Source organism: Frigidibacter sp. MR17.24 (assembly GCF_037095655.1).
Taxonomy (GTDB): domain Bacteria; phylum Pseudomonadota; class Alphaproteobacteria; order Rhodobacterales; family Rhodobacteraceae; genus Frigidibacter.
Genome location: NZ_JBAWKE010000005.1, coordinates 94,513 through 107,498 on the forward strand (window position 1 = coordinate 94,513; position 12,986 = coordinate 107,498).

13 protein-coding genes are annotated in these 12,986 nt (G+C 73.0%); 7 read left to right on the forward strand and 6 right to left on the reverse strand.

Annotated features, from left to right (window positions below):
* The first annotated feature begins 47 nt into the window (after positions 1-47).
* From V8J39_RS16255 to V8J39_RS16270, 4 genes are all read left to right on the forward strand, one after another.
* Complete coding sequence (locus V8J39_RS16255; protein ID WP_336461993.1) at positions 48-1,622, forward strand: cytochrome ubiquinol oxidase subunit I; 1,575 nt, start codon at positions 48-50, stop codon at positions 1,620-1,622.
* A gap of 15 nt (positions 1,623-1,637) precedes the next feature.
* Positions 1,638-2,789: a cytochrome d ubiquinol oxidase subunit II gene (cydB, locus tag V8J39_RS16260; RefSeq protein ID WP_336461994.1), complete on the forward strand. Its 1,152-nt coding sequence runs from the start codon at positions 1,638-1,640 to the stop codon at positions 2,787-2,789.
* Positions 2,790-2,815: 26 nt separating this feature from the next.
* On the forward strand, positions 2,816-2,947 hold the full coding sequence (gene cydX / locus V8J39_RS16265; protein WP_336461995.1) for a cytochrome bd-I oxidase subunit CydX: 132 nt from the start codon (positions 2,816-2,818) through the stop codon (positions 2,945-2,947).
* 200 nt (positions 2,948-3,147) lie between these two features.
* Positions 3,148-3,972 carry a RibD family protein gene (locus tag V8J39_RS16270; RefSeq protein WP_336461996.1) on the forward strand — a complete coding sequence of 275 codons (825 nt, stop codon included), beginning with the start codon at positions 3,148-3,150 and terminating at the stop codon, positions 3,970-3,972.
* Positions 3,973-3,989: 17 nt separating this feature from the next.
* Here V8J39_RS16270 and V8J39_RS16275 read toward each other — a convergent pair whose 3' ends face one another.
* Genes V8J39_RS16275 through V8J39_RS16290 form a run of 4 tightly spaced genes read right to left on the reverse strand, consistent with a single transcriptional unit; the run spans position 3,990 to position 7,307 of the window.
* The gene (locus V8J39_RS16275; protein WP_336461997.1) at positions 3,990-4,814 is read right to left on the reverse strand and encodes a methyltransferase domain-containing protein; all 825 of its coding nucleotides are present in this window, start codon (positions 4,812-4,814) and stop codon (positions 3,990-3,992) included.
* Entirely contained in the window at positions 4,811-5,884 is a 1,074-nt protein-coding gene (locus tag V8J39_RS16280) for a glycosyltransferase family 4 protein (protein WP_336461998.1), read from the reverse strand. The genes V8J39_RS16275 and V8J39_RS16280 overlap by 4 nt, the downstream gene beginning before the upstream one ends.
* On the reverse strand, positions 5,881-6,279 hold the full coding sequence (locus V8J39_RS16285) for a 6-pyruvoyl trahydropterin synthase family protein (RefSeq protein WP_336461999.1): 399 nt from the start codon (positions 6,277-6,279) through the stop codon (positions 5,881-5,883). The genes V8J39_RS16280 and V8J39_RS16285 overlap by 4 nt, the downstream gene beginning before the upstream one ends.
* Before the next feature lie 53 nt (positions 6,280-6,332).
* Positions 6,333-7,307, reverse strand: a complete 975-nt coding sequence (locus V8J39_RS16290) for a zinc-dependent alcohol dehydrogenase (protein ID WP_336462000.1) — start codon at positions 7,305-7,307, stop codon at positions 6,333-6,335.
* Positions 7,308-7,588: 281 nt separating this feature from the next.
* Here V8J39_RS16290 and ribA point away from each other — a divergent pair, with 281 nt between their 5' ends.
* From ribA to V8J39_RS16305, 3 genes are read left to right on the forward strand one after another with little or no spacing between them, the layout of a single operon-like run.
* Entirely contained in the window at positions 7,589-8,743 is a 1,155-nt protein-coding gene (gene ribA / locus V8J39_RS16295) for a GTP cyclohydrolase II RibA (protein WP_336462001.1), read from the forward strand.
* Position 8,744: 1 nt separating this feature from the next.
* The gene (locus V8J39_RS16300) at positions 8,745-9,551 is read left to right on the forward strand and encodes a CDP-alcohol phosphatidyltransferase family protein (RefSeq protein ID WP_336462002.1); all 807 of its coding nucleotides are present in this window, start codon (positions 8,745-8,747) and stop codon (positions 9,549-9,551) included.
* Positions 9,544-10,293 carry an FkbM family methyltransferase gene (locus tag V8J39_RS16305; RefSeq protein WP_336462003.1) on the forward strand — a complete coding sequence of 250 codons (750 nt, stop codon included), beginning with the start codon at positions 9,544-9,546 and terminating at the stop codon, positions 10,291-10,293. The genes V8J39_RS16300 and V8J39_RS16305 overlap by 8 nt, the downstream gene beginning before the upstream one ends.
* 41 nt (positions 10,294-10,334) lie before the next feature.
* Here V8J39_RS16305 and V8J39_RS16310 read toward each other — a convergent pair whose 3' ends face one another.
* On the reverse strand, positions 10,335-12,029 hold the full coding sequence (locus V8J39_RS16310) for a sulfatase (protein ID WP_336462004.1): 1,695 nt from the start codon (positions 12,027-12,029) through the stop codon (positions 10,335-10,337).
* Between the two features lie 162 nt (positions 12,030-12,191).
* The gene (locus V8J39_RS16315; RefSeq protein ID WP_336462005.1) at positions 12,192-12,866 is read right to left on the reverse strand and encodes an FCD domain-containing protein; all 675 of its coding nucleotides are present in this window, start codon (positions 12,864-12,866) and stop codon (positions 12,192-12,194) included.
* Between the last annotated feature and the right edge of the window lie 120 nt (positions 12,867-12,986).

Sequence of the window (12,986 nt, forward strand, 5' to 3'; positions counted from 1 at the left end):
CCAGATCCCGAGGGGGATAGAGGCTGGGGGCAGAAAGGACCCTCCCCATGGCAGATTCACTCCTCGTCGACCTGTCGCGGCTGCAATTCGCACTCACCGCGCTCTACCACTTCCTGTTCGTGCCATTAACCCTCGGCCTGTCGATCATGATCGCGATGATGGAGACGGTCTACGTGATGACCCGTCGCTGCATCTGGCGCGAGATGACCAAGTTCTGGGGCGTGCTGTTCGGCATCAACTTCGCCCTCGGCGTCGCGACCGGCATCACGATGGAATTCCAGTTCGGCATGAACTGGGCATTCTATTCCCACTATGTCGGCGACGTCTTCGGCGCGCCGCTCGCCATCGAGGGGCTGATGGCCTTCTTCCTCGAGGCGACCTTCGTGGGCCTGTTCTTCTTCGGCTGGGACCGGCTCTCGGCGCGCGCGCACCTGGTCTGCACCTGGCTGATGGCGCTTGGCACCAACTTCTCGGCGCTGTGGATCCTGATCGCCAACGGCTGGATGCAGAACCCGGTCGGCGCGGCCTTCAATCCCGACACGATGCGGATGGAGGTCACCGACTTCATGGCGGTGCTGTTCAACCCGGTCGCGCAGGCCAAGTTCGTGCACACCGTCTCGGCCGGCTATGTCTGCGGCGCGGTCTTCGTGCTGGGCGTCTCGGGCTGGTACCTGCTGAAGGGCCGGCATGTCGATCTGGCCAGGCGCAGCTTCGTCATCGCCGCCGCCTTCGGCGTCGCCGCGTCGCTGTCGGTGATCGTGCTCGGCGACGAGAGCGGCTATGCCCTGACCGACCACCAGAAGATGAAGCTCGCCTCGATCGAGGCGATGTGGGAGACGGAAGCCGCCCCCGCGTCCTTCACCGCGATCGGCCTGCCCGACCAGGCCGCGCGCGAGACGCGGTTCGCCCTGCACATCCCCTACCTGATGGGCCTGATCGGCACCCGGTCGCTGGACACCGAGATCCCGGGGATCGAGGACCTGGTCGCCCTGGCCGAGACGCGCATCCGCGACGGCATCGGCGCCTATGACGCGCTCGAGCGGCTGAAGGCCGACCGCGGCGACGCGGCCGCGCGCGCCGCCTTCATGGCGACGCGCCAGGACCTTGGCTACGCGCTCCTGCTCAAGCCCGTGGTCGAGGATCCGCGCACCGCCACCGCGGCGCAGATCGAGGCCGCCGCCTGGAGCACGGTGCCGAGCGTGCCGACGCTGTTCTTCGGCTTCCGGCTGATGGTGGCCTGCGGCTTCGCGCTGCTCGCGGTCTTCGCGCTGTCGCTGTGGCACACGATGCGCGAGCAGGAGGCACCGCGCTGGCTGTTCCGGCTTGCCGTGCTCGCGATCCCGCTTCCCTGGATCGCGGCCGAGCTTGGCTGGATCGTGGCCGAGTTCGGTCGCCAGCCCTGGATCATCGAGGGCGTGCTGCCGACGGCGCTCGCCACATCCGAGCTGGGGGCGTGGAACCTGATGCTGACCATCGCGGGCTTCACGGGGCTTTACGGCGTGCTCGCCGTGATCGAGCTGCGGCTGATGCTGGCCGCGATCCGCAAGGGCCCGGCCGCCGCCGAGGTGATCGAGGGGCTGCGCCCCGTCGCGCCGGGCAGCCGCCCCCATCCCGCCGAATGATCCGAGGACATGGACATGATCGACTTCCTGTTCGACTACGCGACCCTTCGGGTCATCTGGTGGGCGCTGCTGGGCGTGCTTCTGGTGGGCTTTGCCGTCACCGACGGCTTCGACCTCGGCGTCGGTGCGCTTCTGCCCTTCGTCGCCCGCAACGACCTTGAGCGGCGCATCGCCATCAACACCGTCGGCCCGGTCTGGGAGGGCAACCAGGTCTGGTTCGTCCTGGGCGGTGGCGCGATCTTCGCGGCCTGGCCCGCGCTTTACGCGCTGTCATTCTCGGGCTTCTACCTCGCGATGTTCCTCGTGCTCGCGGCGCTGATCCTGCGGCCGGTGGGGTTCAAGTACCGCTCGAAGCGGCCTGACCCGGCCTGGCGGGAGCGCTGGGACTGGGCGCTCTTCACCGGTGGCGCGGTGCCGGCGCTGGTCTTCGGCGTCGCGGTCGGCAACGCGCTGCGCGGCGTGCCCTTCCACTTCACCACCGACCTGCGCCCGATCTACGAGGGCACGCTGTTCGGGCTGCTGAACCCTGTCGCTCTGTATTGCGGGCTGGTGTCGCTGGCGATGCTGGTGATGCACGGCGCGGCCTGGCTTTCGTTCAAGGCCGAAGGGCCGGTTGCCACCCGCGCCCGCGCCTTCGGCACGATGGCGGCGCTGGCGACGGCGGCGCTGTTCGCCGGCGGCGGGTTCCTGGCCTGGTCGGGGCTTCTCGGCGGGTACCGGGTGACCAGCGCGGTCAGTTTCGGCGGCCCGTCGAACCCGCTGCTGAAGACCGTGGTGGCCGAGCCCGGCGCCTGGCTCGCGAACTATGCCGCGCATCCCTGGCTCTGGGTCGTGCCGGGCCTGGGCATCGCGGGGGCCCTGCTGGCCGCGGCCGGCTTCCGCACCCGGGCCGAGGGGCTGACCTTCCTGTGCTCGAAGCTTGCGGTGGCGATGATCGTGACCACGGCCGGCGTGTCGCTGTTCCCGTTCCTGCTGCCCTCGAGCACGCATCCCGAGATGTCGCTGACGGTGTTCGACGCCTCGTCCAGCCGGTCGACCCTGCGCAACATGCTGATCGCCACCGTGATCTTCATGCCGCTGATCCTTGGCTACACCGCCTGGGTCTACCGGGTGCTGTGGGGCAAGGTCGGCGCCAAGGACATCACCGGCGGCGGCCACGCCTACTGACGCGAACCCCGGAAAGGAGACAACTCATGTGGTATTTCGCCTGGATCCTCGGGCTGGGCCTCGCGGCCGCGGTCGGCATCCTCAACGCGCTTTGGTACGAGCTGCGCACCGTGCGCGACGAGCCGGTGCACCGGGGCCCGGATCTGCCAACGCCCTGAGCTGACACGGCGCTGAGCTGACACGGCGCTGATCTGATCAGGCGCTGGTCTGAGCAGACGCCGGCCAGACAATGCCTTGGCCGCTCGGCCAGCCGATCCGACGGCCTCCGGCACTGCCGGGGGCCGTTTCGCCCTGTGTTCGTTGAAGTGCCGCCGCGTCATGCTAGCTTTCGCGGATGGGCCGGCGATGGGAGCGCGCGATGCGGCAGATGGTGATGTCCGAGACGCTGTGGTCCGCGCTCCTGCGCTATCGCGAGACCGGGACGCTGCCGGCGGCGCGGCTTCGGGCCGAGGCCGGCTGGCAGCTTTACGCGCCACTGGTCGCGCACGGGGCCGAGCGGGTCGCCGTGGCGCAGGTCGGGCAGTCGCTGGACGGGCGGGTGGCGACGCCTGCGGGCGATGCGCGCGACATCTCGGGGGCGGACGGTATCGGCCACCTGCACCGGATGCGCGCGATGTGCGACGCCGTGATCGTCGGTGTCGGCACGGTGATCGCCGACGACCCCAGCCTGTCGGTGCGCGCGGTGCCGGGCCGCAGCCCGGTGCGGGTGGTGGTCGACTGCAACGCGACCATGCCCGCCGGGGCGCAGATGCTGCGCGACGACGGCACGCCGGTGCTGCTGATCCGGGCCGCGGATGCGCCCGCCTCGCATGCCCGCGGCACGGACGAGATCCGCCTGCCACGCGGGCCCGCGGGCCTGTGCCCGGCGGCGATCCTGTCGGCGCTGGCCGCGCGGGGCCTGACGTCTGTGCTGGTCGAGGGCGGCGCGCGCACCATCGCGCGGTTCCTCGAGGCACGGCTGCTGCAGCACCTGCATGTCGCGGTGGCGCCGCTGATCATCGGCTCCGGGCCGACGGGCCTCAGCCTTGCGCCGGTCGAGCGGCTGGCGCAGGCGCACCGGCCCGAGATCTCGACCTACGATCTGGGCAGCGACATGCTGTTCGACTGCCGGCTGGCCGAGGCGACGCCGGCCGCCGCCGCGACCCGGCGCACGCGGTCGGACGAGCACCGGCCAGAGGCGTGATCGCGGCGTGAGGGCGCTCAGCCCCGCAGCGCGAGCACGTCGGTATGGCCGATGACGGCGCGGCAGCCGGTGCGGGCCACCGCCGCCCGGCGCATGTCCAGCCAGTCATCGAGCGCCCCGTCCTCCAGCCGCCCGGTCTCGCGCGCGGCCCGGGCGATCCCCGCAAGCAGCTCCAGCTGCAGCGGCGCCTGGTCGGGCCCGAGGCGCCACGGGCTGTCGGCCCGCGTGACACGGAAGCCTGCCGCCTCGGCCGCCTGCGCCAGTCCCGCGCCGGACTCCGCGCCCATCGCCGGGCCGAAGCCCTTGTCGCCGCGCTGGTGATGGTTGAAGGCCGCCGTCACCTCGGCGTCCAGCGGGTGCGGCAGCGACCAGTCCATCCGTCCGTCGTAGTTCAGCGCCGCATACAGCGCGGGCGCGCCGGCCGCCGCCAGCCGCGCCATCATCGCGGCGACGAAGGGCTGCGAGCACAGGTCGAACAGCGCCGAGGCGGTGACGACAGTCGCGGGCCCGGTGACAAGCATGTCGAGGTCGCTGAGATCGAGCCGCTCGACCACCACCTCGGCGGTCAGCGGCATCCGCGCGGCGGCGGCGGCCAGAAGCCGCGGGTCGTGATCGGCCAGCCGCCAGCGGGTTGTCTCCGGCAACCCGGGCGCAAGCGCGCGGAAGGTCGACCCGGTGCCGCAGCCCAGGTCGAGGATCTCGGCCCCGGGGCAGGCGGCGACCGCCTGCTGGAACTGCGCCCGCAGGCCCGGATCGCGCGCCGCGAGATCGGCGGGTTCGCGCAGGGCCAGCCAGTCGGCGTGGAATTCGGCGGCGGGGGCGGGCGCGTCGTCAAGGCTCATGCCGGTCTCCTCATCCGGTGGGGGGCGGTGGTCTCGATCGCGGCGGCCACGCGCGCGGCCGTGTCGTGCCAGCGCGGCAGCCGGGCGCCGGCCCGGGCCGCTGCGGCCGCGCAGCGCAGGCGCTGCGCCCGCTGCCCGACCAGCGCGGCCAGCGCCTCGGCCAGCGCGGCGGGATCGTCGGGGGGCACCAGCGCCCCGGCTTCCTCCGGCACCACCTCGGGCACCGCGCCCGTCGCGCAGGCGACGATCGGCAGGCCCTGCGACAGCGCCTCGGCGAAGACCATGCCATAGCCCTCGTGGCGGCTGGCGAGGGCGAAGACCTGCGCCGCGGCCATCTCGGCCCGGGTGTCGGGCACCGTGCCGACAAGCCGGACGCGGTCCTGAAGGCCATGCGCCGCGATCTGCGCGGCCAAGGCCTGCGCCGTCGCGGGTTCGAGCGACGTCGAGCCGACGATGCGCGCCTGCCAGTCCAGCGCCGCGATCCGGGCCAGCGCCGCGATCAGGACGTCGTGGCCCTTGCGCCGGATCAGCGTTCCGACCGACAGGATCAGCGGCGGCTCGGCGCCCGCGTCGGCGGCGGGCGCCGGGTCGGTGCCGGGCAGGGCGACGGTGATCGACGCGGGCGCGATGCCGAAGCCCGCCGACAGGTCGCGGCCGGTCCGGGACGAGGTCACGACGATCGCCCGGGCAGCCGCCAGCGCGCGGCTCTCGCTGCACCGCAGCGCGGCCTCGGTCCCGGGCGGCAGCCCGCCCTCGAGCGCCAGCGGATGGTGCACGAGCGCGAGGATGGCCAGGCGCCCGGCCTCGCGCGTGGCCCAGTCGTCGAGGACGCCGAAGGCGAGGCCGTCGATCATCACCCGCGTGCCTGCGGGCAGGGCCGACAGCAGCGCCTCGGCCCGCGCGCGCACCTCGGGCGCGGGCAGCGGAAAGCCGGGGCCGAGCGGCAGCAGGTCGACCGTCCAGCCCAGCGCGCGCAGGCCCGCGACCAGCCGGCGGTCATAGGCATAGCCGCCCGTCGGCAGCGTCAGGTCGCCGGGATAGGCGAAGACGAGATGGCGGGGCGCGGTCACAGCGCGCCTTCGTACCAGCCGCGCGCGTCGTGGGATTCGTGCAGCGTCACCTTGATCCGCCGGATCCGGTCGCTGCCCGGACCGAAGCCGCCCGCGGCGACCTTCGCCTTCAGCACGCCGAACAGGTGATGGGCGAGGAATTCGGTGGTGGTGACCTTGCCCGCGAAGATCTCGACCTCGTCGAGATTGCGATAGTTCAGCGGCGCCAGCGCCTCGGCCAGCGCGCCGCGCGCCAGTCCGATGTCGACCGCGAGACCGTCGTCGTCGAGATCCTCCGTCATGAAGGCTGCGTCGACGACGAAGGTGGCGCCATGCATCCCCTGCGCGGGGCCGAAGACCGGGCGGGGCAGCGAGTGGGCGATCATCATGTGGTCACGGACTTCGACGGCGAACATGCGGATTCCTTCCGGGCGGGTCATGGCAGGTCAGGGCCGCGCCGGCCCGCACGTCAGTAGCGGACGCGGTGGCACAGCGTGGCGGGGTCATCGAGGATACGGGCGTAATCCGCGGGCAGATCATCGAAATCGCTCTCGCCCGAGATCAGCGCATCCAAGCGGTCGTCGGCCAGCAGCGCCAGCGCCTTGGTCAGGCGGCGGCGAAAGTCCCAGCGGGGCGCGCGGGCGGGCGGGATGCGGCCGACCTGCGAGCTGACGATCTGCAGCCGCCCGGCGTGGAAGGCGCCGCCCAGCGGCAGCGTCACGCTGCGCGCGCCGTACCAGCTGGCCTCGACGATCCGCGCCTCGGGCCCGGCGCCGGCGATCAGCGCCGCCAGCGCCTCGCCCGAGGCCGAGGCGTTGATGGCGACATCGGCATTCCCGGGCGCCGCGCCCGCCAGCGCGAACCCCGCGCCGAGCGCTGCGGCGAGCGTGGCGCGGCCCGGCGCGATGTCGGTCAGCGTGACCTCCGTGCCCGGGATTCGCGCGGCGAGATGCGCGACCAGCGCGCCGACCACGCCGGCGCCGGCGACGGTCACCCGGTCGCCGGGCGCGATCCCGGCGTCCCAGGTGATGTTCAGCGCCGTCTCCATGTTCGCGGCCAGCACGGCGCGGGCCGGCGGCAGCCCGGCCGGCAGCGGGATCACCGCGTCGGGGGGCAGGGCGGTGCGGTCCTGGTGCGGATGCAGGCAGAAGACGGTTTCGCCCTGCAGCGGCCCGGGGCTTTCGACCTGCGCGACCAGCGCGTAGCCGTATTTGACCGGGTATGGCAGCCGGCCGCCCTGGTTCGGCCCGGCCATGCCCGCGTGCTCCTCGGGCGGGACACGGTCGTTGAAGACGAGCGACTCGGTGCCGCGGCTGATCCCCGACCACAGCGCCCGCAGATGCAGGCTGTTCGCGGCGGGGCGCAGCGGCTCGGTGCGCAGCGCGACGCGGCGCGGCGCGGTGATCCACAGGGCGCGGGCCTCGGTCGGGCGGGATGGGGTCACGGGCAACCTCGGCGTTCGATGCGGCGGGGCAGATAGCCCGGGCTGACGTTGCGGCAAGGGTGGGGGCGCTACTTTGCGCGTGCTGCGCCATCACATTGCGTTGCAAGGACTTTCCCGGCGAATTCCGCACTGTCGAAGTGAACCGCCGCCGGACCTGCCGCGTAGCAGCCTGCATCTCATCCCCGCCGGGGAGAGTGGATCGCCCACAGATCCGCCCTCGTCGCGCGCCGACTGGCGCCAGGGTTCCGGGGAGCTACTTCGTCTGTTTGAGGAGCGCCGACATGACGGTACACGACCTGTTTCATCGCCCCGATGCCGATCGCGGCGCCGCGCTTGCCGGGATGTTCCTGACGCCGGCCACGCGGTGCGAACGCGCCGTGTCCGAACTGCGCCACGGCCGCCCGGTGATCCTGCACGACGATGCCGGGACGCTGGCGGTGATGGCGCTTGACGCGGCGTCGCCGCGCCAGCTGGCGCAGATGGCGGCCGCCTCGGCCGGCCGGCACTGGCTGTTCCTGACCGCAGAGCGGATGCGCCGGCTCGGCGCCCGGGCCGAGGGCGGCGCGGCGGTGCCGATGGCGGGGCGCGACTTCGACGCGGCAAGCCGGCTGGCCTATCTGCCGGGCGAGAGCCTGCCCGCGGACTGGCGCCCGGCGCCGGCGGCCGCCACCGCCGCGGCCGAGCTTGCGAACCTTGGCCTGCTGCTGCCGGCGATGGTCTGCACCGAGCTGCCGCGCGGGCCCGCCGCCTTCGCCGGCTGTCTCGAGATCGACGGCGCCGACCTTGCGGCGATGGCGGCCGAGCGGCAGCGCTTCGAGATCGTGGTGCGCACCCCGGTGCCGCTGCGCGACCTGGGGATGTGCGACTTCGTGGTGTTCCGGGGCGGCGTGTCGCAGAAGGACCAGGTGGCGATCGTCGTCGGCACGCCCGACCTGTCCGGGCCGGTGCCGGTGCGCATCCATTCCTCGTGCCTGACCGGCGACCTGTCGGGGTCGCTGAAATGCGATTGCGGCGACCAGCTGCGCGGCGGGCTGAAGGCGCTGGCCGCGGCCGGGGGCGGCGTGCTGCTGTACCTCGACCAGGAGGGGCGCGGCACCGGGATCGGCGCCAAGATGCGCGCCTATGGCTATCAGCACGCGGGCCACGACACGATCGACGCGGATGCCGAGCTGGGCTTTGGTCCCGATCACCGGCGCTACGAGGCGGCGGTGGCGATGCTGAGGCTGCTGGGGATCGCGACGGTCGATCTGCACACAAACAACCCCACCAAGATCGCCGCGCTGGCCGGGTCGGGGCTGACGGTGGCGGGGCGCACGGCGGTGACCGGGCGGATCACGGCCGAGAATGCCGAGTACCTGCGCACCAAGTCGGCGCGGGCAGGCCACATGCTCGACTGCCTGCCCGGGCTGTCGTCGGCCTTCGTCGCGGGGCGCTGAGATGGCGCTTCTGTCCACCGATCCGGGGCTGGTGCCGCCCCGCGGCGCGCGCGGCGCGGCGGTGCCGGGCGCGCTGGCCGCGCTGGCGCTGACCGGCGTGCTGACGATCGGCGCGAGCCTGTGGGTGATGCGGCTGACGGGGGCAGAGCCCCGGCTGGCCTGGACCGCGGCGATCCTGTTCGCCGGCGCCGCGGCGATCATCCTGCGCGGCCTGCCGCAGCACCCGTTCCACCGCTTCGGACCCGCCAACGCCGTGACCGTGCTGCGCGCGGGCATGACCGCCTTCGCCGGCGCGATGGTTCTGGCCTCGGGGCAGTTCGTCCCGGGCGCGGGCGGGGCCGAGGTCTGGGCGGTGCTGGGCCTGGCCGGTGCGGCGCTGGCGCTCGACGGCGTCGACGGCTGGCTCGCGCGGCGCTCGGGGCTGGCGTCGGACTACGGCGCGCGCTTCGACATGGAGGTCGATGCCGCGCTGATCCTGCTGCTGTCGCTTGCCGCCTGGCAGCTGGACAAGGCGGGGCCCTGGGTCGTGGCGATCGGCGCGATGCGCTATGCCTTCGTCGGCGCGCAATGGGTGGTCCCGCGGCTTGGCGCGCGGCTGCCGCCGTCGCTGCGGCGCAAGATCGTCTGCGTGGCGCAGATCGCGGGGCTGTGCCTGGTGGCGCTGCCGCCGGTGCCGCCCGCGCTGTCCGCGCCGCTTGCCGCGCTGACGCTCGCCGCGCTGGCCTGGTCTTTCGCCGTCGACATCCGCTGGCTGATGGTCCGGCCGGTCGCCTTCCTCGCCCCGCCGGACGTGTCGCGCGATGGCTGATCTTGCCGCCACCCTTGGGCTTGCCCGGTCGCTGGTCATCTACTACGGCCAGCCTTGGCGCCGTCGCGCGCTGCGCCGGTTCTATGCCGGGATCGTGCGCCCCGGCGATCTGGTGTTCGACATCGGCGCCCATGTCGGCAGCCGCAGCCGCACGCTGGCCGCCCTGGGCGCGCAGGTCGTCGCGGTCGAGCCGCAGCCCCGCTGCGCCGAGGTCATCGCCCGCACGCTCGAGGGTCCGCGCGTGCGCCTCGTGCGCAAGGCCGTCGGCCGCGCCCCCGGCGAGATCACGCTGCATGTCTCGCGCCGCCACCCGACCGTCACCACCACCCGCGGCGAGTGGATCGCCGAGGTCGGCGCGACCGAGGGCTTTCGCGGCGTGCGCTGGGATCAGGAGATCACGGTGCCGATGACCACGCTCGACGCGCTGATCGCCGCGCATGGCCGGCCGGGCTTTTGCAAGATCGACGTCGAGGGCGCCGAGGCCGAGATCCTCGCCGGGCTGTCGCAGCCCCTGCCCTGGATCGCGTTCGAGGTGCTGCCGGCGGCGCGCGGCGTGGCGCGGGCCTGTGTCGACCGGCTGGAGGAGCTGGGGCGCTATCGCTTCAACCTTGTGCGCGGCGAAAGCCACCGCTTCGACGCCGGCGACTGGGTCGATGCCGGGACGATGCGCCGGCAGATCGCCGCCCTGACCGAGGCCGACGGCTCGGGCGATGTCTACGCCCGGCTCGACCCGCAGCGGTAGCCCGGCGCGCAGGACCCGGCCAGGAACGTCGCGGCGCTGTCCTAGGGCAGCGCCGCCTGTCGTTGCGGTGCCGGAAGGCCCGCCGACAGGCCCCTGATCAGCCGGTCGCGCAACGTCTCGAGCCCGGCCCCGGCGGCCGTGGCGTCGGGCACGAGGCCGGTGGCCCAGTCGCCCGCCACGTCATCGACCAGGTCGGCGGGGCCGATGACGTGGACCGGCACGTCGCGGCTGTCCATCTGCGACACGAAGCCCGCGGGCTGGTGATCGCCCAGCACGACGATCAGCGGCGCCCGGCCGCCCTTGGCCGCGCCCTGCCGTGCCGCGAAGTCGCCCACCGCGGTCAGGGAATAGGCGATGGTGTCGCGGTAATGCGCGCGCACGTCGTCCGGGTCGGACCAGACGCTTTCCGGGGTCTCGTCCGGCCAGTCGGCGCCGTCGAAGATCCGCCCGTCGCCGACGTCGGCCCAGTCGCGCATCCGCGCGACCGGCGTCCAGGGCGCGTGCGACGAGATCAGCGCCGACTGCAGCACCGTCTGCGGGTGACCGGGCGCAGCGAGCCGACGCTCGATCACCGACAGCGTGTACTGGTCGGGCATGGTGATCCAGTTGAACGGCCGGCCCCGGTAGCCCATGTCGTCGGCCGCGAGGATCTGCCCGAAGCCAAGCGCCGTGCCCTCGGGCCAGGCGTAGCTGATCGCCGGCATCACCGCCGTGGTGGCAAGCCCGGCCGCGCCGGCCAGGCTCCAGATCGTTTCGCGGCCCGACCGCAGCAGCGCGCCATAGCGGGTCTGGTCGCCGATCCGCAGGCCCGAGGCGACGGTGCCATGGGCCAGCCAGCTTTGCCCGCCCTCGATCGGCGAGCGCAGGTAGCCCGAGCGCATCGACAGCCCGGCCGCGCCGATCTCGGCCTCGGCGTGCCGCAGCACCGGCAGGTGGCTGTCGCGGTAGAACGCGGTGTCGAAGCTGGTGCGGCCATAGCTTTCGACGAACAGCACGATCAGGTCGCGCCCCTGCAGCCGGTCGAACAGCGGCACGCCATCGCGCGCGGCCTCGGCCACCGGGTCGAGCCGCGTGGCGGCGCGGAACTCGGCCAGGTCGCCGGCGGTGCGGTGCCAGCTTTCGACCTCCTCGAGTGCGAGGCGCGCGGTGAAGGCGGCGCCGGGCGGGTCGGGGCGCCAGCCCGCGCGGACATGGCCGATGTCGACCACCATGACCGCAAGCGCGATCCCCGCCACCAACCCGACGACCGGCCGCAGCCGGCGCGGCAGGCGGCGGGCGCGCCACTGCGCCATCGCCCAGCCGCTTGCAGCGGTGGCCGCCACCACCGCCAGCAGCGCCACGGCGATGGCGCCGGCCGCGGCCGGGGTGCCGACGTTGCCGCTGAGCAGCGTCCACCCCGCGGCGACCAGCGGCAGGTCGACCAGCAGGTTGAACGGCCTGTTGAAAGCCGTGAACGTGGCCAGATCGGCCAGCTTCAGCACCATTCCGCAGCCAAGAACAAGCGCCAAGACCAGGGGCAGCAGGCCGGCGATGCGCCCGCGGCCGGGCAGGACCAGCATCACGGACAGGATCGCGGGCAGCTCGAGCGGCACCAGCTTCAGCGCCGCCCAGGTCATCGCGTCGGGATGGTTGGGCAGGATCAGCACGAGGTCGAGCAGCAGCGCCGCGAGGGCCAGCCGCACGACACCCGGCTGGCCGCGGCCGCGGGTGAAAAGATCGTCGGGGCCTGGGGTCATGGCATCCTCGCGGCTGTCCGGGGCAGTGCCTTGGTTACGGGCCATGTGGGACGGCGGATGACATTGTCCAGTCGCGGGGGGGGCGCGCCGGGCGCGCAGGTGCGGCCGGCCAGCCGATCGGCCCGCGCGCCGGGGGGGCGGCGGGGGCCGGGCCGGCCGGGGTCAGCCGGCGCGGCGTTGCAGCAGGGCCTGCGTCACCCGTTCCGCGCCGTCGTCGATCGCCCGGCAGATCGCGATCCCGGCGGCCTGCGGGTCGCGTGCCCGCAGCGCCGCGATCAGCGCCTGGTAGTTCACGTGCTCGGTCCGGCTCGCGCCCGGATCGGGGAACAGATAGTTGAACCCGGGCCCGGCCCGCAGCCACAGCGTCTCGATCGTCTGCAGCAGGATCGGCATGTCTGCGGCGGCATAGAGGTTGAAGCGCAGCAGCTTGTTCTCGGCCAGCGCCTCGTGCGCGTCGCGGTGCTTGGCCTCGATATAGGCCTGCACCTGCGCCTCCAGCGCGTCGATCTCGGCCGGCGTCATCTTCAGTGCCGCCGTCTCTGCCGCGAGGGATTCGACCCGTTTGCGGATCTGGCACAGCTCGGCAAAGCTCTCGGCCGTCGTGATCGGCACCCGGAACGAGCTGGCCGGTTCCGCCGTCAGCACGCCCGAGGCCGCGAAGCGCACCAGCGCCTCGCGCACAGGGGTGATGCTGATGCCGAGCGAATCCGCCATCTCCTTGGTGACCAGCCGGGTCCCGGGTTCCAGCCGGCCCTCGATCAGCGCATTGCGCAGCTGGCCTTCGACATGCGCGGTCAGACTTTGCCGGGGCGCCGCACTGAATCCCTTTTCTTTCAACTGGTTCTCCTGCGTAGCTGCCAGCGCCGCGCGGGGTGTCAGCAATCTTGCGGCCTTAGAATATATCATATATCTTACCGAACATCCTTACGGAAGATCCAAACAAGAGCCCCGGCAGCG